At 37.5% G+C, this 22,838-nt stretch carries 23 protein-coding genes; 18 read left to right on the top strand and 5 right to left on the bottom strand.

Annotated elements, in window-relative coordinates; translation table 11 throughout:
* The first annotated feature begins 748 nt into the window (after positions 1 to 748).
* The 3 genes from I2D69_RS15265 (at position 749) to guaA (ending at position 4,958) form a co-directional block, all read left to right on the top strand.
* A complete protein-coding gene (locus tag I2D69_RS15265) occupies positions 749 to 1,696 on the top strand; it encodes a hypothetical protein (RefSeq protein ID WP_195380179.1) in 948 nt (315 codons plus the stop codon).
* A gap of 35 nt (positions 1,697 to 1,731) precedes the next feature.
* The gene (locus I2D69_RS15260; protein WP_195380178.1) at positions 1,732 to 2,706 is read left to right on the top strand and encodes a hypothetical protein; all 975 of its coding nucleotides are present in this window, start codon (positions 1,732 to 1,734) and stop codon (positions 2,704 to 2,706) included.
* 674 nt (positions 2,707 to 3,380) lie between these two features.
* A complete protein-coding gene (gene guaA, locus I2D69_RS15255) occupies positions 3,381 to 4,958 on the top strand; it encodes a glutamine-hydrolyzing GMP synthase (RefSeq protein ID WP_195380177.1) in 1,578 nt (525 codons plus the stop codon).
* Positions 4,959 to 5,144: 186 nt separating this feature from the next.
* Here the strand turns inward: guaA and I2D69_RS15250 are convergent, their stop codons facing one another.
* On the bottom strand, positions 5,145 to 5,669 hold the full coding sequence (locus I2D69_RS15250; RefSeq protein ID WP_118576621.1) for a helix-turn-helix transcriptional regulator: 525 nt from the start codon (positions 5,667 to 5,669) through the stop codon (positions 5,145 to 5,147).
* Between the two features lie 232 nt (positions 5,670 to 5,901).
* On the opposite strand from I2D69_RS15250, the gene I2D69_RS15245 reads away from it, so the two are divergent.
* The 14 genes from I2D69_RS15245 to I2D69_RS15180 all read left to right on the top strand — a co-directional run bounded on the left by I2D69_RS15245 (position 5,902) and on the right by I2D69_RS15180 (position 19,169).
* Positions 5,902 to 6,084, top strand: coding sequence for a transcriptional regulator (locus I2D69_RS15245; RefSeq protein WP_026650251.1), 183 nt, complete (start codon positions 5,902 to 5,904; stop codon positions 6,082 to 6,084).
* Positions 6,085 to 6,101: 17 nt separating this feature from the next.
* Positions 6,102 to 7,202, top strand: a complete 1,101-nt coding sequence (locus I2D69_RS15240; RefSeq protein WP_156723366.1) for a site-specific integrase — start codon at positions 6,102 to 6,104, stop codon at positions 7,200 to 7,202.
* The gene (locus I2D69_RS15235) at positions 7,180 to 7,503 is read left to right on the top strand and encodes a hypothetical protein (RefSeq protein WP_022250154.1); all 324 of its coding nucleotides are present in this window, start codon (positions 7,180 to 7,182) and stop codon (positions 7,501 to 7,503) included. Before I2D69_RS15240 ends, I2D69_RS15235 begins: the two co-directional genes overlap by 23 nt.
* On the top strand, positions 7,500 to 8,654 hold the full coding sequence (locus tag I2D69_RS15230) for an AAA family ATPase (RefSeq protein ID WP_129900154.1): 1,155 nt from the start codon (positions 7,500 to 7,502) through the stop codon (positions 8,652 to 8,654). Before I2D69_RS15235 ends, I2D69_RS15230 begins: the two co-directional genes overlap by 4 nt.
* Positions 8,655 to 8,745: 91 nt before the next feature.
* Positions 8,746 to 8,988: a hypothetical protein gene (locus tag I2D69_RS15225; RefSeq protein ID WP_055155751.1), complete on the top strand. Its 243-nt coding sequence runs from the start codon at positions 8,746 to 8,748 to the stop codon at positions 8,986 to 8,988.
* A 174-nt stretch (positions 8,989 to 9,162) separates the two neighbouring features.
* Complete coding sequence (locus tag I2D69_RS15220; RefSeq protein WP_129900153.1) at positions 9,163 to 9,390, top strand: DUF5348 domain-containing protein; 228 nt, start codon at positions 9,163 to 9,165, stop codon at positions 9,388 to 9,390.
* A gap of 315 nt (positions 9,391 to 9,705) precedes the next feature.
* Positions 9,706 to 11,256, top strand: coding sequence for a MobA/MobL family protein (locus I2D69_RS15215; RefSeq protein WP_227199138.1), 1,551 nt, complete (start codon positions 9,706 to 9,708; stop codon positions 11,254 to 11,256).
* A 12-nt stretch (positions 11,257 to 11,268) separates the two neighbouring features.
* The gene (locus I2D69_RS15210; protein ID WP_129900152.1) at positions 11,269 to 11,643 is read left to right on the top strand and encodes a TnpV protein; all 375 of its coding nucleotides are present in this window, start codon (positions 11,269 to 11,271) and stop codon (positions 11,641 to 11,643) included.
* Positions 11,644 to 11,727: 84 nt separating this feature from the next.
* Positions 11,728 to 13,830 (top strand): N-6 DNA methylase, encoded by a 2,103-nt coding sequence (locus I2D69_RS15205; RefSeq protein ID WP_129900151.1) that lies wholly within the window; start codon positions 11,728 to 11,730, stop codon positions 13,828 to 13,830.
* A complete protein-coding gene (locus I2D69_RS15200) occupies positions 13,818 to 14,906 on the top strand; it encodes a restriction endonuclease subunit S (RefSeq protein ID WP_022250147.1) in 1,089 nt (362 codons plus the stop codon). Before I2D69_RS15205 ends, I2D69_RS15200 begins: the two co-directional genes overlap by 13 nt.
* 14 nt (positions 14,907 to 14,920) lie before the next feature.
* The gene (locus I2D69_RS15195; RefSeq protein ID WP_022250146.1) at positions 14,921 to 15,088 is read left to right on the top strand and encodes a ribbon-helix-helix domain-containing protein; all 168 of its coding nucleotides are present in this window, start codon (positions 14,921 to 14,923) and stop codon (positions 15,086 to 15,088) included.
* Between the two features lie 136 nt (positions 15,089 to 15,224).
* Complete coding sequence (locus tag I2D69_RS15190; protein ID WP_022250145.1) at positions 15,225 to 16,250, top strand: PDDEXK nuclease domain-containing protein; 1,026 nt, start codon at positions 15,225 to 15,227, stop codon at positions 16,248 to 16,250.
* A gap of 75 nt (positions 16,251 to 16,325) precedes the next feature.
* The gene (locus I2D69_RS15185; RefSeq protein WP_129900150.1) at positions 16,326 to 18,983 is read left to right on the top strand and encodes a TrlF family AAA-like ATPase; all 2,658 of its coding nucleotides are present in this window, start codon (positions 16,326 to 16,328) and stop codon (positions 18,981 to 18,983) included.
* 12 nt (positions 18,984 to 18,995) lie between these two features.
* The gene (locus tag I2D69_RS15180; RefSeq protein WP_022250143.1) at positions 18,996 to 19,169 is read left to right on the top strand and encodes a hypothetical protein; all 174 of its coding nucleotides are present in this window, start codon (positions 18,996 to 18,998) and stop codon (positions 19,167 to 19,169) included.
* Between the two features lie 219 nt (positions 19,170 to 19,388).
* Here the strand turns inward: I2D69_RS15180 and I2D69_RS15175 are convergent, their stop codons facing one another.
* The 4 genes from I2D69_RS15175 to I2D69_RS15160 all read right to left on the bottom strand — a co-directional run bounded on the left by I2D69_RS15175 (position 19,389) and on the right by I2D69_RS15160 (position 21,964).
* Positions 19,389 to 20,579 carry a site-specific integrase gene (locus I2D69_RS15175; protein WP_187566416.1) on the bottom strand — a complete coding sequence of 397 codons (1,191 nt, stop codon included), beginning with the start codon at positions 20,577 to 20,579 and terminating at the stop codon, positions 19,389 to 19,391.
* Between the two features lie 35 nt (positions 20,580 to 20,614).
* Complete coding sequence (locus tag I2D69_RS15170; protein WP_009265203.1) at positions 20,615 to 20,809, bottom strand: DUF3173 domain-containing protein; 195 nt, start codon at positions 20,807 to 20,809, stop codon at positions 20,615 to 20,617.
* A 494-nt stretch (positions 20,810 to 21,303) separates the two neighbouring features.
* Entirely contained in the window at positions 21,304 to 21,543 is a 240-nt protein-coding gene (locus tag I2D69_RS15165) for a helix-turn-helix domain-containing protein (protein WP_005423216.1), read from the bottom strand.
* Positions 21,533 to 21,964, bottom strand: coding sequence for a sigma-70 family RNA polymerase sigma factor (locus I2D69_RS15160; protein WP_044925118.1), 432 nt, complete (start codon positions 21,962 to 21,964; stop codon positions 21,533 to 21,535). Before I2D69_RS15160 ends, I2D69_RS15165 begins: the two co-directional genes overlap by 11 nt.
* 496 nt (positions 21,965 to 22,460) lie before the next feature.
* On the opposite strand from I2D69_RS15160, the gene I2D69_RS15155 reads away from it, so the two are divergent.
* Complete coding sequence (locus I2D69_RS15155) at positions 22,461 to 22,820, top strand: helix-turn-helix transcriptional regulator (RefSeq protein ID WP_195380176.1); 360 nt, start codon at positions 22,461 to 22,463, stop codon at positions 22,818 to 22,820.
* Positions 22,821 to 22,838: the final 18 nt, after the last annotated feature.

Here is a 22,838-nt window from a genome sequence, read left to right as displayed (position 1 = left end):
GTCGGAAAGCCGTGTGAGGGAGAACCTCATGCACGGTTTGATGAGGGGCGGATGAAAATTTCATCCGCCTACTCTACCATTAAGGTACGTGAGAGGAAGGTGGTGTCGGCTAGGAGCGATGCCAAAATGGGCGTTTGACTGCGTCGCCTATTGTCCCTAAGAATTGCAAACTCGCCCTTGCAGGGCTCAGACAGTGCAATTCTTAGGGACGCTATACTCGTCAAACGCCCATTTTGGCAAAGCCCCCAGCCGACACCACCTTCCTCTCACTGTGTACTGGCGAAGGGGAAAACAGGACGGCGGCTGCAGGTGGGAGTAGTTGAAGGAGGGGAGGAAGTGACGCAGCGCCTGGGAAGAGAGGCGGATGGTAATTACGTTTGCTTAGCGTTGTGTACTGGTAGGAAACGTTGGCTGATTCCTTTTGGGGAGATTTTCGTGTTTACTATATTCTATTCTTTTGTATATTTTTAGTCAGCTTTCTTCTTGAGTTCTGTCAAAAATCATTTCTGTTATGTGTATTCTTTGAGTGGAGTATATTTCGACTGAATTTGGTTGTTGCGGCATATTCTTTTGGTGGAGTTCACAGTTTCTTACCAGGTTGACCATGGAATGAACACAGTTTTCCCATTAATTGCACACACTTGGTCTGTATATTATTAGCCATAAGGAACACAAAACAAAATGATCCGGATGGAGAGAATGAGGACTTTGGAAGGGTTGAATGAATACAGAAAGGAAATGAATGGGTATGAAACGTAGATATTTAGCAGTTTTAATGGGAATTATGGTAGCAACAACTTCTGTTCCGGCTATGGTTTATGCGGAGGATAGTAAGACGGAGACGGCTGCGGATGCGGCGAATGATGAAAGTGGTGAGGCAGATGCTTCGGGTGAGAGTAGTGACGAGAGTCAGGAGAATATGGTACTTGGTGAGGTTAAGTCGGTTTCTGATTCGGAGATTACCATTGCAGTTGGGACTATGAAAGAGATGGGTCAGCCTGGTGGAGATGGACAGAATGGCGGAGCACCGGATGGAAATGGCCAGGGCGGTGAGGCGCCTTCTATGTTGGATCTGACTGGCGAGGAGCAGACGATTACAATTACTGCGGATACAGTGATCACAAAGCAGGCAAGCGGTATGCAGCCTGGCGGAGATGGACAGAATGGCGGTGCGTCAGAGAAGCCGGAAGGTGATGGACAGAATTCTGATTCTTCTGATGGAGCAAGTGACAGTCAGGACGCAGCTGACGATAACCAGGAAAGTGAGAATACAGATAGCCAGGACGGAGAAGAGCCGGAAAAACCAGACGGTAACGGACAGTCCGCAGAGGCTGAGGAGATTTCACTTTCTGACATTCAAGAGGGCGATATCGTTTCTATCACTTTAGATGAGGATGGAAATGCTGCTTCCATTACTGTAATGTCCATGGAAATGGGCGGTCAGGGCCAGCCTGGCGGTGATGGACAAGGCGCTTCAGGACAGGGAGGTCCTGATGGCCAGTCTCAGGGTGTGGACAGTTATACTGCGGTAAATGAGTATATAGAAGATACAACTGTATCAAATGAGCCAATTGAGTCAACAGGAACTGACGAGAATGCAGCATTGATTTCTTCCGGAGCAAACGTGATAATGATACCATTACAAGAACTTCTGCAGACAGCCAGGGCGGAGACAATTCCAGCTTCTATGGTGTAGGAGCTGCTGTTCTGGCAACAGATGGTACTGCTTATGTGAAAGATGGCAGCGTGACTACAGATGCAGCAGGTGGAGCAGGGCTTTTTGCATATGGTGATGGAACTGTATATGCTTCTGGTACAATTGTGAAAACGACTCAGGATACCTCTGGTGGTGTTCATGTAGCTGGTGGTGGTACTCTTTACGGATGGGACTTGGATGTAGAAACGAACGGTGAGTCTTCTGCTGCAATCCGAAGTGACAGAGGCGGCGGAACAATGGTGATCGATGGTGGAAATTATGTTTCCAACGGCGTTGGTTCCCCGGCTATTTACAGCACAGCTGATATTGCGGTAAGCAATGCAACTCTGACAGCAAATGGTTCTGAGGCTATTTGTATTGAAGGTCTGAATTCTATTCACCTTTATGATTGTGACTTGACAGGAAATATGAGTGATCTGGATCAGAATGATAATACCTGGACTGTAATCCTTTACCAGAGCATGTCTGGTGATTCTGAGGTCGGCAACAGTACTTTTCAAATGGATGGAGGCAGCCTGACTTCTGAGAACGGCGGTGTATTCTATACAACCAATACAGAGAGTACAATTACTTTAAATAATGTAGATATTAACTATAACGATGAGAATGAGTTTTTCCTGCAGTGTACAGGTAATACCAACCAGAGAGGATGGGGACAGTCTGGAGCAAACGGAGCTGACTGCCACTTTACCGGTATTAGTCAGGATATGCAAGGAAATGTGATCTGGGATTCTATCAGTGATCTGGATTTTTATCTCACAGATGGCAGCAGCCTGACAGGTGCAGTTGTAGATGATGAGAGTTATGCAGGCGAAGGCGGAGAGGGATACTGCAACGTTTATGTAAGCGCAGATTCCACCTGGACTGTAACTGGCGACAGCGAGTACACCATTACAACTGGTTCCTACAGCGACACAGCAGATATGTCTGGAGCAACGGCAATCCAGGATCAGAGTGTTTATACAGTTGAGAAACCGGATCAGCTTTAAAATTGGATAAAGAAACTCTCCAATTTGAAGATTATGGGCTTGATGAGTTATAAGAAAAAACACTGGGCTACACTTTATTGTGGCTCAGTGTTTTTTCGTTAAAAGAAGAGTGAACCTGAATTATAAAAATCCCGGTCAGAAAAGAAATATCAAGACAGTTCTTTTCTAAAGACCGGGATTTTTTATGTTAAATCTAAAATCAAATTCGACTTCTCCGACATAAGCAACTTCTGAAAATCCTCCTAAAAAGAAGGAGGGCCGGACCTTTTGGCCCGGCAAGTATGAAAAAGAAAAAGTATATTTATAATCTATGTAAAAAAGCTTTCGCTTTATTTGTTTATTAATATACGCGGAATTTGTGATGAATCTGTGAGGATAAATTGAAAAATATATGAGGAAAATCTAAAGAACTTATAAACTGGAATGCACCTGAAGTGACCGGCTTAGGAATATACAGTATGAAAAAGCTGTGCATTCAAACTCAACTTCATGGTGATAAAATCTATCTGCGATATATTGAAAATTTTATTCAGCTAAGAAAATTAGTCGTTGTAAAAGTTGTAATACTCATTTATAATGGAAAGAAGATTCAAGGTTATTGTTTACCGGAGATTTTCCAGCGTGAACAGTAACGATTCCAATGAGAATTTATAGGGAAAAACAGGAGGAAAACCTTGAAGAAAGAATTAGTTATTGTAATTGATTTTGGTGGTCAGTACAATCAGCTGGTTGCAAGACGTGTCAGAGAATGTAATGTATATTGTGAAATCTATTCTTACAAGACCGATCTTGAGAAGATCAAAGCCATGAATCCAAAGGGAATCATTCTTACCGGTGGACCGAACAGTTGTTACGAAGCTGATTCACCGACTTACCAGAAAGAATTATTCGAACTTGGTATTCCGGTGCTTGGGCTTTGCTATGGTGCACAGCTTATGATGCATGTTCTCGGCGGTAAAGTTGAGAAAGCAGATGTAAGTGAATACGGCAAAACAGAGCTACTGGTTGACAAAAAAGACTCCAGAATTTTTGAAGGAGTATCAGAGAAAACAATTGTCTGGATGAGTCATACAGACTATATCTCCCAAGCAGCACCAGGATTTGAGATTTCTGCACATACAGCAGACTGTCCAGTGGCTACAGCCGAGAATGCGGAGAAGAAACTGTATGCGATCCAGTTTCATCCGGAAGTTCTCCATACAGTAGAAGGAAAGAAGATGTTATCCAATTTCGTACTTGGTGTATGCGAATGTGCCGGAGACTGGAAGATGGATGCATTTGTTGAGCATACAATTAAAGAAATCCGTGAGAAAGTGGGCGACGGCAAAGTCCTTCTGGCACTGTCTGGCGGTGTTGATTCTTCTGTAGCAGCAGGACTTCTTTCCAGAGCTATTGGCAAGCAGCTGACATGTGTGTTTGTAGATCATGGCCTTCTTCGTAAAGACGAGGGCGATGAGGTTGAGGGTGTATTTGGTCCTAATGGACAGTTTGACCTGAATTTTATCCGTGTGAATGCACAGCAGAGATATTATGATAAACTTGCGGGAGTTACTGAGCCGGAAGCGAAGCGTAAGATCATTGGTGAGGAATTTATCCGTATCTTTGAAGAAGAGGCTAAGAAGATCGGTGCTGTTGATTTTCTTGCACAGGGAACCATCTATCCAGATGTGGTAGAGAGTGGTCTTGGCGGAGAGTCCGCAGTGATCAAGTCTCATCACAATGTAGGCGGACTTCCTGATTTCGTAGACTTCAAGGAGATTATTGAGCCGCTTCGTGACCTCTTCAAAGATGAAGTCCGCAAAGCAGGACTGGAGCTTGGAATTCCAGAGAAGCTGGTATTCCGTCAGCCATTTCCGGGACCGGGACTTGGAATCCGTATTATCGGCGAAGTTACTGAAGAGAAAGTTCGCATTGTGCAGGATGCTGATTTCATTTACCGTGAAGAAATTGATAAGGCAGCAGAAGCTTATAAAGTTGAGAATGGCAAAGAACCATCCTGGATGCCGAACCAGTACTTTGCAGCTCTTACCAATATGCGAAGCGTAGGCGTTATGGGCGATTTCAGAACATACGATTATGCAGTGGCACTGCGAGCAGTGAAGTCGATTGACTTTATGACAGCAGAGTCCGCAGAGATTCCGTATGAAGTACTGAACAGGGTTATGAATCGTGTTATTAATGAAGTTAAGGGAGTTAACCGCGTATTCTACGATCTGACCAGTAAGCCACCGGGAACGATTGAGTTTGAATAATCCACACAATCACGAGAAACCAGTATTCATGCGGGTTACAAACAAATTTGTTTAGTGATTGGCAACAAAATGGCAACATTTTGTGATTATTCAAGAGATAAAAATTTTATTTCATAACGTATATAAAGAAACCTTACTGATTTTCAGAAGTAAAAAACTGAATATCGGTAAGGTTTTTCTTTTCTCTTATTTTTCTTTTTTAGTCAATTCTTTTACGAGGTAATCACTTAGTTCCTGAGATGGTACCTTGGCACGTTTCTGGTAAGTATCCAGTTCCGGGTACTTATATCTCCATTCATCATATTCTTCCTTGCTGATTTCACCGTTTTCCAATTTGTCAGCCTGTTCCATCCATGAACGAAGCATTTCATCAACAGATGAGCCGGGAGCAGATATGGAAGAGTCAAGGCAGATATGAGGCTGCCCATCTACATTTCTTACTTTCAGACCATACATATCTTCCAGTGCAAATAGTGTATGCATCAGACCTATGTGAGTATCAATATCTGGAACTGTTAAAGCATGAGTATTGACATCGAAGATCTGAGACATTTGTTTTACAAGATCGATTTTAGGAACTCTGGCTTCAGATTCATACTGAGCCATGCGGACATCTGAGGTTTTTCCTTTGAATCCCAGTTGCTCTCCGAGTTGCTTTTGTGTCATGCCTTTGCGGTTGCGAAAAAATTTGATACGTTGTCCGATTGCCATTTTTGTTTGCCTCCTTATAGTGGTCATTCGTGTTGCCATAATTAATTGTGAAGAAAATAAAACAATTCTGTTTAGGTTCAGTATAGCATGAGCAATTTTAGATAGCAAGAAGAACTTAAACAAAAAAATTTAATATTCTTATAAAACTGCTTGACTTAAATTAAAATGTTTAGTATCATGCAAATGTAACGACTTAAACAAATTGCGTTAAGATAGAGAGGGGAGATGCGATGTGACGAACAGAACTTTTATGACAGTAGAAGAAGTTGCAGCGGAACTGGGAGTTTCCAAGTCTTATGCTTATAAGATTGTCAAACAATTAAATGATGAATTACAGAAGCTGGGTTATCTTACGGTAGCTGGCAGAGTAAACACCAATTATTTCCGCAAAAAAGTATGTTACAGCGAAGTGTAAGAGAGAGGAGAATTTGTATGAGTATTTACAAAGATAATGTCACTGGGAAGTGGCGAGTGGTTTATCGGTATACCGACTGGACAGGGAAAACGAAACAGACTTCAAAACGAGGATTTCCTACGAAGCGAGAAGCGCAGATGTGGGAACACGAACAAATGTTAAAGCATGATGCAAAACTGGATATGACTTTCGCAAGTTTTTATGAAATCTATGTAGAAGATAAAAAGGAACGAATCCGGGATAACACATGGGGAACTAAGAATAATATTGCCAGAACAAAAATTCTTCCATACTTTGGGGAGAGAAAGATTGCAGAAATTGAACCAAAAGATGTGATTGCATGGCAGAATCATTTGCTTGCATTTAAGAGAGCGAATGGAAAAGGGTATTCTGCTTCATATCTGCGGAAAATCCACAGCCAGTTAAGTGCCATTTTCAATCATGCAGTTGATTTTTATCATTTGCCTTCTAATCCGGCACAGAAAGCTGGAAATATAGCAATAGAGGAATATAAGGAAATGTTGTTCTGGACGAAAGAAGAGTATTTGAAATTTGCAGATGTGATGATGGATAAACCAGTTTCTTACTACGCTTTTGAAATGCTTTACTGGTGTGGTATCCGTGAAGGAGAGTTGCTTGCCCTGACACCAGCGGATTTTGACTTTACAACGCATACACTGCGAATTAACAAATCATATCAAAGATTAAACCGGGAAGATGTGATTACCCCACCAAAGACATTTAAAAGTAACAGATTTATCAAGATGCCACAATTTATATGTGATGAGATGCAGGATTATATGGAAATGCTTTACGGTCTGAAGGAAGATGAAAGAATTTTCACAATTTCCAAATCTTATCTGCATCATGAAATGAACAGAGGATCAAAAGTGTCTGGGGTGAAGCGAATCCGTGTGCATGATTTGAGACATTCCCATGTATCGTTATTGATCAATATGGGATTTACGGTATTGGCAATCGCAGACCGAATGGGACATGAGAGCATTGATATCACTTACCGATATGCGCATCTGTTTCCAAGTGAGCAGACACAGATGGCAGAACAGTTGGATATTGAAAGGATGGAAAAATTAAATGGAGAAAAATCTGGACAGTAAAGGAAGATGGAGAAACAAAATCGTAGCATTCCGGGTATCACCGGAAGAAGCAGAGCAGATTGATGCATGTGTCCGATTGTCAGGACTTAGCAAGCAGGACTATATCACAAAACGATTAACTGATCGGGAAATTGTGGTACAGGGAAATCCAAGAGTGTATAAAGCATTGCGAAATCAGATGGCAGAGATTTATGAAGAATTGAAACATCTGGAAAAATGCAGTGAGGAAAACGAAGAGTTGCTGAGTACCCTGAGATTGGTCGCAGAGACATTGTATGGATTGAAAGGGGAAAATGAATGACAGCAAAAGAAAAAATGACTGCTCCGATTGCATCTGTTGGCGCAGATGTGGAACAGTCATCAAGTAATAAATTAACCAACCAAAGTATAGCAGATTTGCCCGGTAAGGGCAATCTGCAAGCCACAAATAATGCGGAAAATACAGCAAAATCAGCAAATAAAAAGAATCTAGATGATCTGGAAACAGTTTCTATGATGGAATTATACGATACTGCATATCCACCAAAATTGCCGATTGTAGATGGACTTCTGTATAACGGAACTTATCTGTTTGTTGGTTCGCCGAAAATTGGAAAATCATTCTTTATGGCACAGATCGGGTATCACATCAGTAAAGGACTTCCATTGTGGGGCTTTTCAGTCAGACAGGGAACGGTTCTGTATCTGGCATTGGAAGATGATTATGCAAGGTTGCAAAAGCGGTTATCACAGATGTTTGGAATGGAAGGCAGTGAGAATTTTTATTTCGCTACAAAATCAAAATCGCTCAATGACGGACTGGAAAAACAGCTTGTAACGTTTGTAACAGAGCATAAAGACGCAAGATTGATTATCATTGATACTCTTCAGAAGGTTCGAGAGGTCGGTGGAGATAAATTCAGTTATGCCAGCGATTACGAAATTGTAACGAAGCTGAAAGCATTCAGCGATAAATATGGTATCTGTTTTCTGGTTGTGCATCATACAAGGAAAATGGAATCTTCAGATAGTTTTGATATGATTTCTGGCACAAATGGATTGCTTGGAGCTGCGGATGGAGCGTTCGTCATGCAGAAAGAAAAACGGACAGATAATAAGGCAGTTCTGGAAGTGGCAGGACGTGACCAGCAGGATCAGAAACTATGGTTGAACTTTAACCGGGAGAGATGTGTCTGGGAACTTATCAAGACAGAGACAGAACTTTGGAAAGAACCAGAAGATCCAGTGTTGGAAAAAATCAAAGAGCTTGTAACAGAAACTACGCCAGAGTGGGCAGGAACAGCAACAGAGCTTGTGGAAGTATTGCAGGTGGAAATGCAGCCGAACGCATTATCACGAAAATTAAATGTCAGCCTTGAACGATTGATTCTGGAATATGGAATCCAGTATAAAGCGGAACGAGGACATGATGGAAGAAAGATCAGATTAGCCTTTGTTGGAAACCAAGTGTGACGATATGTGACGGTTGTGACGGTATTTTATATAGCGTGTCAGTAGTGAAAATATCGTCACTATCGTCACGACCGTCACGGAAAGGAGAAACATGGAAAGAAAATTACAGGTGCAGATACCAAAAGATTTATTACTGGCATTGTTCCAGTATCATCTTGCCGGGAATGAGGAATATCAACCGGAGATAGAAAAAGCATTGATGGAAAAATTAGACAGTATGGTAAGACGTCAGTTATATACAACATTCAAAACAGCACCAACCGAGGAAGAACGGGAAAAGGCAAGACAAGAGTATTTGGATAAGTGTGGAATGCATGAGAACTTTCGTTGGTAAAGATTCTGCTTGATGACCTTATGACAGGAGCGTGCCACGCACCTGTAAATAGCAGACAAAGAGAAGGTTTGTAAGGTGTAGCCGGTAGTTGATTGGCGAAGAAAAAACTTTTCAAAAGGGGGCCCTGATTCAGGGCGTCCCTGCGGAAATGATAAATGAAGGGAGAATGACACCATGAGAGAAGGAAGATTAGGTTACAACAGTTATAACAAAAGATATGGATTATTGTCCTCAGACTTATGGATTGATCCAGGATTTCACTGCGGAGAATGTCTGGAAGTTCTAGTTGATAATCAGTGGGTAAAGACACGAATGGAAATGAATCTGGCGAGAGAATGGTATTTGGTTGGAACACCATATTGTGGAGATCTGGAGTATGTACGGGCAAGGATACAGGAATAAAGCAGACAGAAAGAGAAATAGCCGCTTGGTTGTTAGTGATAAAAAATAAGCCCGGATACGGGCAGAAAAAAGAGGGCGGATACGCCCAAAATGAAAGGAAAAAGCCAAGTTGTGGTAGATGTAAGAAGCATCTCACAAAGCCCTCGGCGTTTGAGAGCGAAATACACCCATCGCACAAACTTCGTTTATGCTCTGTGTATTTCGCCCTGCCGGGAGCTAATATAGCCGGAAACGGCAGTTAGTTCGTAAACGGATGCCGATTCATCCACTCACAAATGAAATGGCGGAATTTATTTTGCCGAAGACAAGGAGGGAGTGCCTATCGGAAGAAATTCATTTATTCAAATGACAAAACTAAGCAATGTAAAAGGCAGAATCACTTATATATCCAGTCATGCAAAACAGGAAAATCTCTATGCAGTTTATGAAACTACAGAACGGAAATTCTGGCGGGAACTTGCAAAATGTAATCAGGAAGAATTTGTAAAAAGCGGGACAGAAGGAAAATGCATTGAGGCAAGAGAATTGATTATTGCTTTGCCAGAGAGTTTCGCAGAATATCAGCCGGATAGATTGCTACAGCTTTTTACAAATCATTTTAAACAGAATTATGGAACAGAGTGTATTGCTGCTTTGCACCACAATAAAAGAAAGACCAATTATCACATTCATTTGATATTTGCAGAACGGAAACTACTGGATGAACCAATCATTAAGACTGCCAACAGAAATATGTTTTATGATGAAAATGGAAAACATGTCCGAACCAAGAAAGAAATATTAGGAGAAGATGGAGAAATCCGGGAAGGCTGCCACATCGTAAAGAAGGGCGAGATTTATGAGAAGAAGTTGTTTACAGTTAAAGATGAACGGTTTAAAAGCAATTCCTTCCTTGATGAAGTGAAGCGTTCCTATACTGAACTGATTAATCTTTATGTGAAAGATGAAAACCAGAAGTTGCAGGTATTTCAACGTGGCAGCGTTTATCTTGCAACAAAGAAAATCGGGAAGCGTAATCCCAAAGCACTGGAAATCGAAGCGGATAATCGGAAACGCCAGGAATGGAATCGGGCGGTGGATATGGCACTGATTAGCGGCATTCAAGAGCCGCAGATTATGGAAGTGAAACAAAAAAGAATTTCGGAGCCGATCAAGAGTGCAATTTCCCGGAAAGGAAGAAAACCAAACTTATTTGCAAAAGTTGTCGCAATGGCGATTGAGACATTGGAACTGATGATAGAAACTGTACTTGTGAAAAAGTATAAGGAATCATTGGAGCAGAAAGAGCAATTACAGAAAACAGATGCTTCTGATATGGAGTCCGTAATGCCAGAAACAGAACGAACAGAAGTAGAAATAAAAGAGCCAGTGGAAAGACAGCCAGAGCCAAAGCAGCCGGAAATGACAAGGCTAGCATCAAAATATCCGAGATTTTTTAAGATCAACAATGAACTGGAGCAGCAGAATAATGCAATTTACAAGAAAGAGAAACAGCGTGCTACTAAGAAAAAAGAATTGTCTGAGATCAAAGGCTGGTTTAAAGGAAGAAAGAAAAAAGAATTGCAGGAAGAAATCGATGATCTGACAAGCCAGATCCGGAATATGAAAGATTATCTTCCGAAGATTGTACAGAAAGTAGGCTATAGAAGTGTACAGGAATTTCTGAAAGACTTCAAAACAGCAAAGTCCGAGTACAATCAGTATCAGAAGGCAATCGCACAATGGCAACAAGAAACTGGAAAAGAGCCAGAGCCGCAGCCGCATGGTGTCAGGGCAAAGCTGGCAGCAAACAGAAAGAAAATAGAACAGGAACAGAAAAACACACAACGTACCCAAAATCAGAGCAAGGATCGAGGGGCAAGATAGGAGGACAAAATCATGGAGAAACACATTATGGGAGAAAATGGCATCAGCTATACTTTGGGAGAGGATGGTCTGTATTATCCAGACCTGTACCTTCCGGAGGATACGGAGTATCCGATTGGAAAGTATGGAATGTTACGAAAGACGTATTTAAAGGAGCATCGGAAAGGGCTGTATCTGGAGCTGGTACTTGACGGGAAACTGAATGAGCATTTGCACCAGATTGACGAGGAGTGTCATCAGATGATGGATAGGCTGGTGGAGCAGATGAAAGAACAGCAGGGCGTGACAGAAGAATTGAAGATGCAGGATCCGATGGAATGGGTTGGGAGAATGAATAATATCCGGGCTTGTGCGGAGGAGATGATATTGAAAAAAATTGAATGTTAAAAATAGGATTGCGAATAATAAAGATATATCTTTATTATTGAAGATATATATAGTATGATATAAAAAAAAGATTGGAGAATGTATATGTCAGAGCAAACTATTCAAGAGGGATTATATTCAATACCGGTACAACTTGATAAATATATTTGTAGAAGTTTAGGAGCAACTACAATTAAAGATTTAGTAAAAAATAAAGAAGTCACAGGTCTTACAATTAAAGAATGCGACAAAATAAAAGCAAATAGGCCAGATGTATTAATTCTTAATAAAGATAAACAGATTGTAGTTTTTATAGAGATGAAAGAACCAGATAAATTAAAGACGGAAAAGCTTCAGCGATTAGCAAAATACCAAGAATTAGGAGTTGCAAGACAGGTAAAGGCAAAAATATATATGTTGTCGGATGGGGAAACTTTTATATGGATTAATCCTATTACAGGTGCTCGTATTACGGATGAAAATGATAAACCAATAACACGAAAGATTAATCCAAAGAACTTGTCACCTGAGCAGAATAAGGAACTTGCTGAGTTTATAGATGATGTATGCTATTGTATAAATGATTCAAACAATAAAATAATGCCAAAGGAGTATATTGATCCAACGCCTTTGGCACAAAAAGTAGCACGTATCTTGCAGAATATGTCATTATCTTCAGCTAAAAATTCGCTATATACATTTGTAGAATTTTTTACTTTTAAATTTTTATCAGATATAAGCGTTTTAAGGGGGATTTATTCATTTGAAGGGATATATTCTGTTTATGCAGAACAGAGTTCAAAAGATGCATTTATTCAATATCTGACTACAGTAAGAAAAAAATTATTAGAGCTTTTTCCATATAATCCAGAAGATGGAACAACAATAATAAATGGAAGAATTTTTCATACAGAGACAGATGATATCGGTAATCCTGTAATACATGAAAGTTCGGCGGATTGTTTTGGTAAGCTACTCGATTGTTTTAAAGAATATGAAGATGAACATGGAAAGTTCTTATATATAAATAAAGATTTCAAATCAAAGCTTTTCGAAACTTTTATGAAAAATAGTACGGATAAAGATGGAATGGGGCAGTTTTTTACACCGCTAAAAGTAGTGCAAGAGATGGTTCGCATGGTTGATGTAAAGGAAGGAATGAGTATATGTGATCCGGCATGCGGAGTTGGTAAATTTTTGCTTGAAGCAGCATCGAAAATTTCTTCACCATTTTATTTTGAAAATGGAAAGTTAAAAGCCAAAATTGAATTAGTAGGTATGGAAAAGAAAATGGAAGATAACACATACGATTTAACAACAATACTTGCGAAATCAAACATGTTAATCTATTATTCGGACTTGTTTAAAAATAATTGTGATTCTATTGAAAAAATACAAGAATTATCAGAACAACTGTTAAATAAAGTGATTACTTCCAGTCATACTACTTTAGGAACTTTAGAAAATTTATATTTAGACAAATATGATTTAATACTTGCTAATCCACCATATTATCAGAGTGCTGCGATTAGTGAGGCGAGCAAGTCGGTTAAAATATATGGAACAGAGACTAAAGCATATACATCTGGAGGAAGAGGAATAGAGGCTCTTTTTACAGAATGGATTGTTAAGTCCATAAAGAAAGGTGGAATAGCGAATATTATATTGCCAGATGGTATCTTTACTAACATAGGAAATAATAAGTTAAAACAATTGATAATAGAAAATTGCTATATAGATAGTATTATTTCATTACCGGTGGGGACATTCTTCAATACTCCCAAAAAGACATTTATTCTTACAATCCATAAACGTACGGAAGAAGAAATGAATAAGATACAGTCATATCCGGTTTATACATATCTTTGTAGTACAATAGGCGAAACTATGGATACTTATAGATTTGATATTGATGAAAATGATCTTCATGATGCGGTTGATTTATATAATTTGTATCGTGGAAATAAAGAAAATAAAATTGCAATATCTGCGGTAAATGATAATCCAAGAGCAAAATTAATTCCGGTAGATAAATTTGGAATCGAGGAGAATTGGAATATTGAACTGTTTTGGTCGGATGAAGAAAAAATAGAATTAGGTATTAAAAAGAAAGATACAATTATGTCATTAGAAGAATTTCACGGATATATATCAGAATTAATTGATGATATAAAAAATTATCAGGAGGCTATAGAATGCCTGAAGTAAGAAAACAATCTTTTTACATTTATGAAATATGTGATGTGGCTAATAGTGATAAAACCATTACGAAAATAAAGGCCAAAAATAATGTGGGAGAATATCCAGTTTATGCAGCAACAATAAACAAGCCATTTGCATATATTAATTTTTATAATAATGAAAAACCATGCTTGGTTGTAATTAATGATGGAGCGGCAGGATGTACATATTTAGTTAATGATAATAAATATACAATAGGAAAACATGCTACGGGGCTAATTCCACATGATGGAATTGATATAAGATATTTGCAGAAAGTAGTAGAACCAATATTTACCAATATTGCTAAAGGATATGGATTAGGAAACTTGCCAAAAGCAGATATATTAAATACTAAAGTTGAAATTCCTGTTAATAAAGACGGAACTTTTAATTTAAATCTGCAGAAAGAGTTAGCAGAAAAATATTCAGTTATAGAGGAACAGAGAAATGTTCTTTTGCAAAAGAGAATGAAATTACAGAATATGTCTGTTATCCTGCCAGAGGATAAGAATATAAAATGGGCTCATCCGTTAGTTACTGATTTATTTTATCCTAAAGGCGGAAATGCTGACTTTACAAAAACATGGGTGTCAAGAAATAAAGGAGAAATACCACTGTACTCAGGTACAACTACTAGTGAATATGCTAGAGTAAATATTGCTGAATACTCAGGAGAATATTTAACATGGTGTATTGATGGATTGGCTGGTTATATTATGTATCATAATGAGAAGTTCAGTATAACGTGCCATAGAGGCATTTTGTTACCAACAGATAAATGTGTAGATATTGATTTGAGATATATAAAATATGTGTTAGAACCTATTTTTAGAAAACGGAAAAAAGGAAGGGAAGGTGATATGGGTAAGAATGAATACACATCACTAAAACCTATAGCAATAAAAAGAATGACAGATACTATACCTATTCCGGTTTCTGAGGATGGAAAATATGATTTTCAAAAACAAAAAGAATTGGCAGATAAATATGAACAAATTGAAGAAATAAAGAGAAGTATCGCTCAAAAGATCTTAACCTTATCTGAAATAATAGTATTGTAGGAGGAAATATCAAAATGGCACGAGAAAAAAAAGATGGACGACATATAAATTTGTATATTGAACGCGAAATAATAGAATCATTAGAAAAATATTGTGAAAGAATGGGACAAACGAAAACAGTTGCTATAGAGAGAGCTTTAAAGCAATATTTATCGGAATATCAAAATAACCAAGAAAAATAATGTATTGAATAATATACTGTGTTTTCTGAAAATAAAGAGAAATACGGTTTATAGTGTTATTAGATTTAAGATAAATGAATGGCATTGAAAATAATTGAAATCTCGCACCATTGGTGCGAGAAATGGAGACCAGAATATGGAAAAGAATGAAATTCGAGGGTATGAACCATTAGTTGAGGAATTAAAACAATTAATACATAAAAAACAATATCATGTGTTAAAAGTAATAAATGCAGAAACTATCAATCTTTACTGGGAAATTGGAGAAGAGATTTATAAACAGCAGCAAGAAAAAGGATGGGGGAAATCTATTGTTCAGGTTTTATCAAGAGAATTACAAAAAGAATTCCCTGGAGCAAAGGGATATTCAGCAGCAAATTTGTGGAGAATGCGGAACTTCTATTTAACATATCGTCATTCAGAAAAACTCGCACCAATGGTGCGAGAAATTAGCTGGAGCAATAATATTATTATTATGGAGAAATGCAAAGACGATTTAGAACGAGAATTTTATATACAGATGGCAAAGCGTTATGGTTGGACAAAACGGGTTTTGACAAATTTTGTTGAGGCAAGGACTTATGAAAAGTATTTGCTAAACCAGACGAATTTTGATTTAACGATTCCAGAGGATAGAAGAATACAGGCGAAATTGGCTGTAAAAGACGAATATACTTTTGATTTTGCGGAATTATCTCCAGAATATTCGGAGCATGAACTGGAATTGCAATTGGTCAATAATATCAGGGATTTTTTGATCGAGATGGGTGGAGATTTTACTTTTATAGGAAATCAATATCACTTAATGGCGGGGAATAGAGATTTATATATAGATCTTTTATTGTTTCATAGACGTTTGAGAAGTTTAGTTGCCATAGAACTAAAAATAGGAGAGTTTGAGGCAGAATATGCAGGAAAAATGCAATTATATTTGACAGCGTTGGATGAACAGATAAAGTTACCGGATGAAAATCCATCTATTGGAATTATTATATGCAAAAGCAAGGACAAGACATATGTAGAGTATGCTTTGAAAAATATTAATATGCCAATTGGTGTAGCTACATATCAGTTGAGAAATACATTGCCTGAAGAGATGAAGGAAATGTTACCAGAACCGGAAGAAATTGTAAAGAGATTAAAAGTATTTGAGAAATTGTAATGATGGATTGATGGGGAACTAAATGAACAATGACGGATTAACGATGGATTAACACAAGTGAGAAGGAGCGAGCATATGGCTTTAGCAAAGTGGTATAAGATAGATTTTCATACGCATACACCGGAAAGTAAATGTTTTCCAGATAAGAAAGTGACACCAAAAGAATGGTTAAAATCGGCTAAAGAATCGGGCATTAATGCAGTTGTAGTAAGTGATCATAATTCTGTTGGATGGATTAGTAAAATAGAGGAGGTGAAATCGGAGTTCGAGGACGAAAATTTTAAGGTATTTTATGGAATTGAACTTTGTGTATCTTCGGATTTTACACATTTTCTCATTATTTTTGATGATAAGATGTCCGTAACAGAAATTGAAGATGCAGTTGTTAGCAATTTGGGATTATTAAGAAAAGACTGGGCTGACACAACGATTAACGTATCTGAAGATAGGTTAAAAACATTATGTACGGAATTAAGGGAAAAAATATTTGTAATTCCTGCTCATTTTGCATCTAATAAAGGGCTTGGAAAAAGTGCAGAAAATGCCATAAAAAAATATCAAGAGTTTCTTTTGTTTTCGGCTGTTGAAGTAAGAAATGAAGAGGATGTTAGGGAATATAATAACAAATTAAAAAATAAGGCTATTAATAAAGCAGTATTAATAACAGGATCAGATAATCCGTCGAATAGAGATGAAGCACAGCATTCAATCGAAGGGTTCGGGAAAATGTTTACATGGATTAAGCTTTCAACATTATCTTTTGAAGGACTTCGCCAAGTATTTATTGATCCGGAACATAGATGCATTAATTGGTTATCACTTCAAAAAATAGGTGTGCAGTTTGATCCTAATGAAACTACTTATAATTACATAAGTGGCATTGCGTTTGAAGGAATCTCTCATATGACAAAAATGAATATGAGATTTTCGCCTAATTTAAATTGTATTGTAGGAGGGAGAGGAACAGGAAAATCTACTATTGTTGATGCAATAAACTATGGCGTATGTAATGAACATGATCTTTCGAAATGTAGATTGTTGGAAAAAACATTAACAAAAGATGCAAAAATTTCAACATATTTTAATTTTGGTAGCAATAAACCATATGTGATAAAAGCCTCAAGAAAAGGAAAACAAATTGTAACGGATGTTGAAGATAATAATGGTAGTGTTGAGAATCCTCCAGAATTTAAGATAGATTTTTATGGACAAAAAGAAATCTTTAATTTAATAGATGAAGATGATAATATTGCAAATCAAACAATGAGTCCATTAGTAAAGATGATTGATGATAAAGTATCGGCTGATATGTATTCATATTCTGATGAAATTGATAGTGCAATATTAAATATGCAAAAATATTCAGATGAATTCAAGAGCAATAGAAAGAAAATTAAGGAATTGCCTACAATAAAAGCGGAAATTGAAAAGGCAGATACTATCTTAAAAAAATTTAAAGCAAGTGGAATAGAAGAATCGAGAAAAGATTTTGAAAATATAGACAATAAGATAAAAAATGTGGAAAAATCGTTTGCTTCAGAATTGAACGCTGTAACTGTAGCTGTTGCTAGCTTCGAGGAACAGAATAGAGGATTGGATAATCAGATGGAAGCACTTGATATATCTGTAGAAAATGCAATTGAACTCGAAGTAATTGAAAAGTTAAAAAGCATCAATCAAAGTCTCATTGAAATTTTAAATCATAAAAAGGAATCTGTTGAAACGTTGAAGAGAGAATATGAAATATCCACTACTTATGAAAAACGTGAGGAAATCCATAGAAAATATTTAAATGCGTTAGATGAAGTGAAAAATACTGGTGGAGAAGATATTAATGCAATTCAGGATCAATTACAAAAAAATAAAAAAAGGTATGACGATTTGATGTCATTACAAAATGAACAAGGTAATATCGAAAAGAAAATTGAAGAGAGTATAGACAATTTTATTGATAAGCGGATTGAACTATCAAAAAAAAGACAGGCTGTAATTGATAACTTGAAGTTGGAAAACATATCAATTAAAGTTATTCCATTAGGTCATTTGGCACGATGGAAGGCAAATTTACAGAAGGAATTTGGAAAAGAAGGAACATTTGATAATGATTTTCAAAATTTGGCTGATAAAGTACTATCTAAAGATAATAGCTGGGAACAGTATAGAGCATTTTTGAAGTTCATGTTGATTACAGATTCTGGAAATGTTGAAAAGTTTTTGAATTGTTCTACAGATACAAGATTTGCTAAGCTTTGGACAGATAAATATAATAATGACACATTGAGTTCAATGATAAAAGTTCTTCCAGAGGACAAATTGCAAATTAAAATTATTGATGAAAATGGTGAAATTGATATTAATGAAGGATCGCCAGGACAAAAGAGTGCAGCGATTCTTGCCTTCATATTAAATAGTGGTGAGAATCCATTGATTATTGATCAGCCAGAAGATGACCTTGATAATAGTCTTATCTATTCGCTTGTTGTAAAATCTATAAGAAAGATGAAAAGTAAACGTCAAATTATTATCGTTACGCATAATCCCAATATTCCGGTATTGGGTGACGCAGAGGGGATTATTGTTTTAGAACGTAATAATCAGGGAAAAGTTACTTTCAGAAAAGGGAAAAAGGCAGGCTGCATTGAGGAAAAGCTTATTAGAGAGGGAATTTGCGAAATTATGGAAGGTGGAGAAGATGCTTTTCGTAAAAGAGAACGGAAATATCAATATAATTAAAAAATAAATGGTATGGAACTTGCAGAAGATAAGGATGAAGGTGGATTTGTGGTTTTTATCAGATCTGCCAGGCTGTATTACCTGGGCGAGAGCATAGAGAGTGCAGCAGTAAATGCATTAGATGCGAAAAAGGCATGGCTTGAAGCATATTATCAAAATAATGATTGCGAAGTAATCTTAACGTAGTTATAATGAAATGGCAACAAATTGGCAACAGAAAATCAGCGAGCCAAAATAATATATGTAACAGAGATAAAATAACGGCAGAAAAGAAATAAAAACTAAACAAATATGTTTAAAACCATCATCGGACTTGCCGAGTTTGAATAGTTGGAGCTAAGCTGTAAAGCCTTTGTTTACAAGGGTTTTACAGCTTTTCCTTTATAGGATTGCATTTTCATTGCATTATTTTTCTTCAACTGTTCTGTGATAGATTGCTGTATGTTGATTGCTGGTATAATTAGCAATGCTTTCAGTAGCAGATTGTACTTGTAATATTCCAGTCAGTTTTTTAGCAACTTCAAGATTCGTATTTGGATACAGATGACCATAAGTGCCGAGTGTTGTCTGTATTTTTTCATGTCCTAAACGTTCCTTGATAAGTAAAGGATTTTCGCCCATGCTGATAAGCAATGAAGCGTGTGAATGTCGCAAGGCATGAATTTTAATACGATGAACACCTGCTAAATTTGACAACTTTTCCAAAGCTCTGGGAAGCGTTGTTTTACTGGTTGGAGTTCCGTTATAACTTAGTACAAGTGGACAATCGGGAAGAACCTGTTGTTGAACACTTTGCCAAGCCTTTAGCTCATTGAGTGTATCTGAATCAATATAAATAGTACGGATACTTGCCTGTGTTTTCGGCTCAACGAATTTATAGTCCATCATTGTTCGGTAATATAATGTTTTGGTAATGCTAAGCAAGCCTGTTTCAAAATCTATGTCTGACCAATGTAATGCTGACGCTTCGCCAATTCGCATACCAGTCATAAATAATAACCAGAACGATATAAACAGATAATGTTCATAATAGTCTTTCTTACAGAGTAAGGAAATAACCTTTTGAAATTCTTCTAATGTCCAGAAATCAACTTTGGTTTTCTTGCTTTTGATATTGCCTATCATACGAGAAGGATTTTTCTTCGCAATTCCAAGAACAATAGCTCTGTCGAATGCGATAGAAAGCATTCCCTGTACGATACGAATGTAATTAGGGCTAAAATCTTTTGCAAGTTTCAACTGCCAGTTTTGAACATGGATAGGTTCGATTTCGTCTGTTTCCATTTTGTAGAAATAGGAAAAATGTTTCTTGATGGTAGTAGCACGATTAAGATAAGTGCTTTCTTTTACCTGTGTTTTATACCATGGCAGGTAGGTTTCTTCTATAAATTGCTGAAAAGAAACGCCATCTTTTTTTGTTGTTAATTCTTCGGTAGAAGCTAACACCAGTTTTGAATATTCTTCCTTTGCTTCTTTTTTCGTTCTGAATCCACTTCGGTATTTCTGTATCTGTTTTCCGGTAATGGGATTGTAGCCTAAATTAGCTCTGAAATAATAAGTTCCGTTATCTGCTTTCTTAATAGGGTCTTTTGCCATGATTTCACTCCTTACATGATATGCAAGAAGTACAATCAATCGTTTGTGTCTGATAATGTAATCCCTAATAATTCTTCCACGGCTTCTTTGGGTACTCTGTCCAATTTACGGGATTGGTAATAAGTATGCCCTTTTTCAATCATAAGTTTTTTTGCTTTTCTTATGATGTCTGCCGAGAAAGAAGTCCCATAACCTAGTGCTATGAGGTCTTTTTTTGTTACGGTAATCATAATCCTCCTTTCCATAGACCAGATAAGGAAATCTCAATATCTTGTCTATCAGTATATCAAATGATGAGTAAAAAAGCTCTATTAAGATGATTTTTTCTTGCAAAATCGTTGTTAGATAGTTTTACAAGCAATCAGACGGCTTCGGCAAGCTCCGCTGGTATCTCAACCATTCCCATTCCTGTGGGCTGAACCGTGTCATACGGGTGTATCATTATCCTGTGTTGCAGGTCATGGCAGAACGACTTTTCCAACGGTCGCTCCCAGATCATTGCATGAATCGCTATCTTCCGATTGGAAAAGTCACGGCGTACAACCTCTGATGGCTCACTGCAAGCACAAACGTATCTGACTGCTTTATTCACTTGTCAAAGAACTGTTAGGCTCTTGTCAGCCTGTATCAATTCATTTTTGCAAATGGACTGATACAGAATGATAAGAAAAAGCGGAACAGGAAAGAGGGGAGTCTGTTAAATCATGCTCCGCTCAAATATTACTTAATGTTCGTCTATTTCAAATTCACATATCATTTTCAAAAGGGCTTCTCTGATACGTCCCTTTAATTCCATATCAACCACAATGTATACGTTGCCGTATTCATCGTAAAACGGGCGTAAACAGCATTTTGATATGTAGGCTTCATAGAATAACAACAGCTTTTCTATGGCGTTTTCATTACCGTCCACGGCTGATGATATGAGAAAAAATGATGGAAGTGTGTGTTGCTTATTCTTCATTTGTTTTCTTCTCCTTTAACTGCTTTCTGATTTCTTCAAGTGAATTTCTTCTGTGCCTGTATGATGTGCTTCGGTTGATGTTCAGCTTTTCGCCTATCTCCGAATCGCTCATATCCAAGAAGAAAAACATCAATACAATGTTCCGACTCTGCTCCGGCAACTGTTTCAGTGCTTCTGCAAGTTCTTCATCAAGTACACGGATTTCTGTACCGCACACATCGAATGTTGTATATTCACTTTCGTAATCGTCCCATACAATCAATTTCTCAACAACAATCTCTGGAAGCTCACAAAAGGATACTTCCTTTGCCTGTCGTCTGGCTAATTCCTTGCGGTAGTTACGGACAATGCCTTTCACAACCTTTTTGAGCTTACAGTCAAACTGACACTGTATTGTCTTTTGGAAGTCTGATGGTTTCAAAATCACACCCCCTTTCGCTATGAAGTGAAAAGTATGTATCCCTCTTTCCGCACCATATCTGTACGGCAAGGTGTGATTTGTTGCAGGATTGAAAAAATTTTTTGTAAATATGAAAACAGCCTATTTGCACCAATAACAAATAGACCGTTTTTAAAACATCTGATATATGAGTTTTTAATTCATGTTCAAGGACTGATGATGTACTAAGAAAAAGACGGAATACATTCGGTTGTCGGTATAGACTGCCTGTTTTACTTAGAATCACAAATTGCTCCTTGACCAGAGCAAGCCTGTGAAAATAGAAAAAGGACAGCTCTGGTTATACCAAAACCGTCCCTATATTTTTGGACATTATAAAAGAGATTACCCACAGAACGGTTTTTTTATTTACCGAACGAGGTAATATTTTTATCGAATTTATAGTACATATAATATGAGTTTTTAACACATTCTAATCACATAACATGAAGTATAAACTCATGCTAGGTGATTAAAAATGAGAAAAAAGAAAGATACGCACAGCTTTGATTTTCGTCCTTTAGGACTGGCAATTAGAGAAGCCAGAGAGAAAGCAGGGCTTTCCAGAAATGATTTAGGCGATAAAGTCTTTTACGGAGAACGTCATATCGCAGATATTGAAAATATCGGGAAACACCCTAGCTTTCAGTTATTCCATGATTTAGTTACCATGTTCAATATATCTGTTGACGAGTATTTCTATCCAGCGAAGAATGTTGAAAAAAATACAGCCCGCCGTCAGATAGATTCGTTACTTGATTTATTGAGTGATAACGAATTAAAAATCATTCAAGGTACGATTAACGGTATCTTGAACAGCAGAGAGAATAAGAAGTGATTTGCTTCTTATTTTCTC

The sequence above is a fragment of the Ruminococcus sp. D54t1_190329_F1 genome, assembly GCF_015551645.1.
Classification (GTDB): Bacteria; Bacillota; Clostridia; order Lachnospirales; family Lachnospiraceae; genus Blautia_A; species Blautia_A faecis.
This window is presented reverse-complemented; position numbering and strand designations above follow the sequence as displayed.

Coding starts and splice junctions, on each gene's coding strand:
- I2D69_RS15210 (WP_129900152.1), top strand. CDS start 11,269: ATGGAGAAACACATTATGGGAGAAAATGGCATCAGCTATACTTTGGGA.
- I2D69_RS15190 (WP_022250145.1), top strand. CDS start 15,225: ATGGAAAAGAATGAAATTCGAGGGTATGAACCATTAGTTGAGGAATTA.
- I2D69_RS15240 (WP_156723366.1), top strand. CDS start 6,102: ATGAGTATTTACAAAGATAATGTCACTGGGAAGTGGCGAGTGGTTTAT.
- I2D69_RS15195 (WP_022250146.1), top strand. CDS start 14,921: ATGGCACGAGAAAAAAAAGATGGACGACATATAAATTTGTATATTGAA.
- I2D69_RS15235 (WP_022250154.1), top strand. CDS start 7,180: ATGGAGAAAAATCTGGACAGTAAAGGAAGATGGAGAAACAAAATCGTA.
- I2D69_RS15155 (WP_195380176.1), top strand. CDS start 22,461: ATGAGAAAAAAGAAAGATACGCACAGCTTTGATTTTCGTCCTTTAGGA.
- I2D69_RS15185 (WP_129900150.1), top strand. CDS start 16,326: ATGGCTTTAGCAAAGTGGTATAAGATAGATTTTCATACGCATACACCG.
- I2D69_RS15230 (WP_129900154.1), top strand. CDS start 7,500: ATGACAGCAAAAGAAAAAATGACTGCTCCGATTGCATCTGTTGGCGCA.
- I2D69_RS15200 (WP_022250147.1), top strand. CDS start 13,818: ATGCCTGAAGTAAGAAAACAATCTTTTTACATTTATGAAATATGTGAT.
- I2D69_RS15250 (WP_118576621.1), bottom strand. CDS start 5,669: ATGGCAATCGGACAACGTATCAAATTTTTTCGCAACCGCAAAGGCATG.
- I2D69_RS15265 (WP_195380179.1), top strand. CDS start 749: ATGAAACGTAGATATTTAGCAGTTTTAATGGGAATTATGGTAGCAACA.
- I2D69_RS15165 (WP_005423216.1), bottom strand. CDS start 21,543: ATGAAGAATAAGCAACACACACTTCCATCATTTTTTCTCATATCATCA.
- I2D69_RS15175 (WP_187566416.1), bottom strand. CDS start 20,579: ATGGCAAAAGACCCTATTAAGAAAGCAGATAACGGAACTTATTATTTC.
- I2D69_RS15170 (WP_009265203.1), bottom strand. CDS start 20,809: ATGATTACCGTAACAAAAAAAGACCTCATAGCACTAGGTTATGGGACT.
- I2D69_RS15220 (WP_129900153.1), top strand. CDS start 9,163: ATGAGAGAAGGAAGATTAGGTTACAACAGTTATAACAAAAGATATGGA.
- I2D69_RS15225 (WP_055155751.1), top strand. CDS start 8,746: ATGGAAAGAAAATTACAGGTGCAGATACCAAAAGATTTATTACTGGCA.
- I2D69_RS15205 (WP_129900151.1), top strand. CDS start 11,728: ATGTCAGAGCAAACTATTCAAGAGGGATTATATTCAATACCGGTACAA.
- I2D69_RS15180 (WP_022250143.1), top strand. CDS start 18,996: ATGGAACTTGCAGAAGATAAGGATGAAGGTGGATTTGTGGTTTTTATC.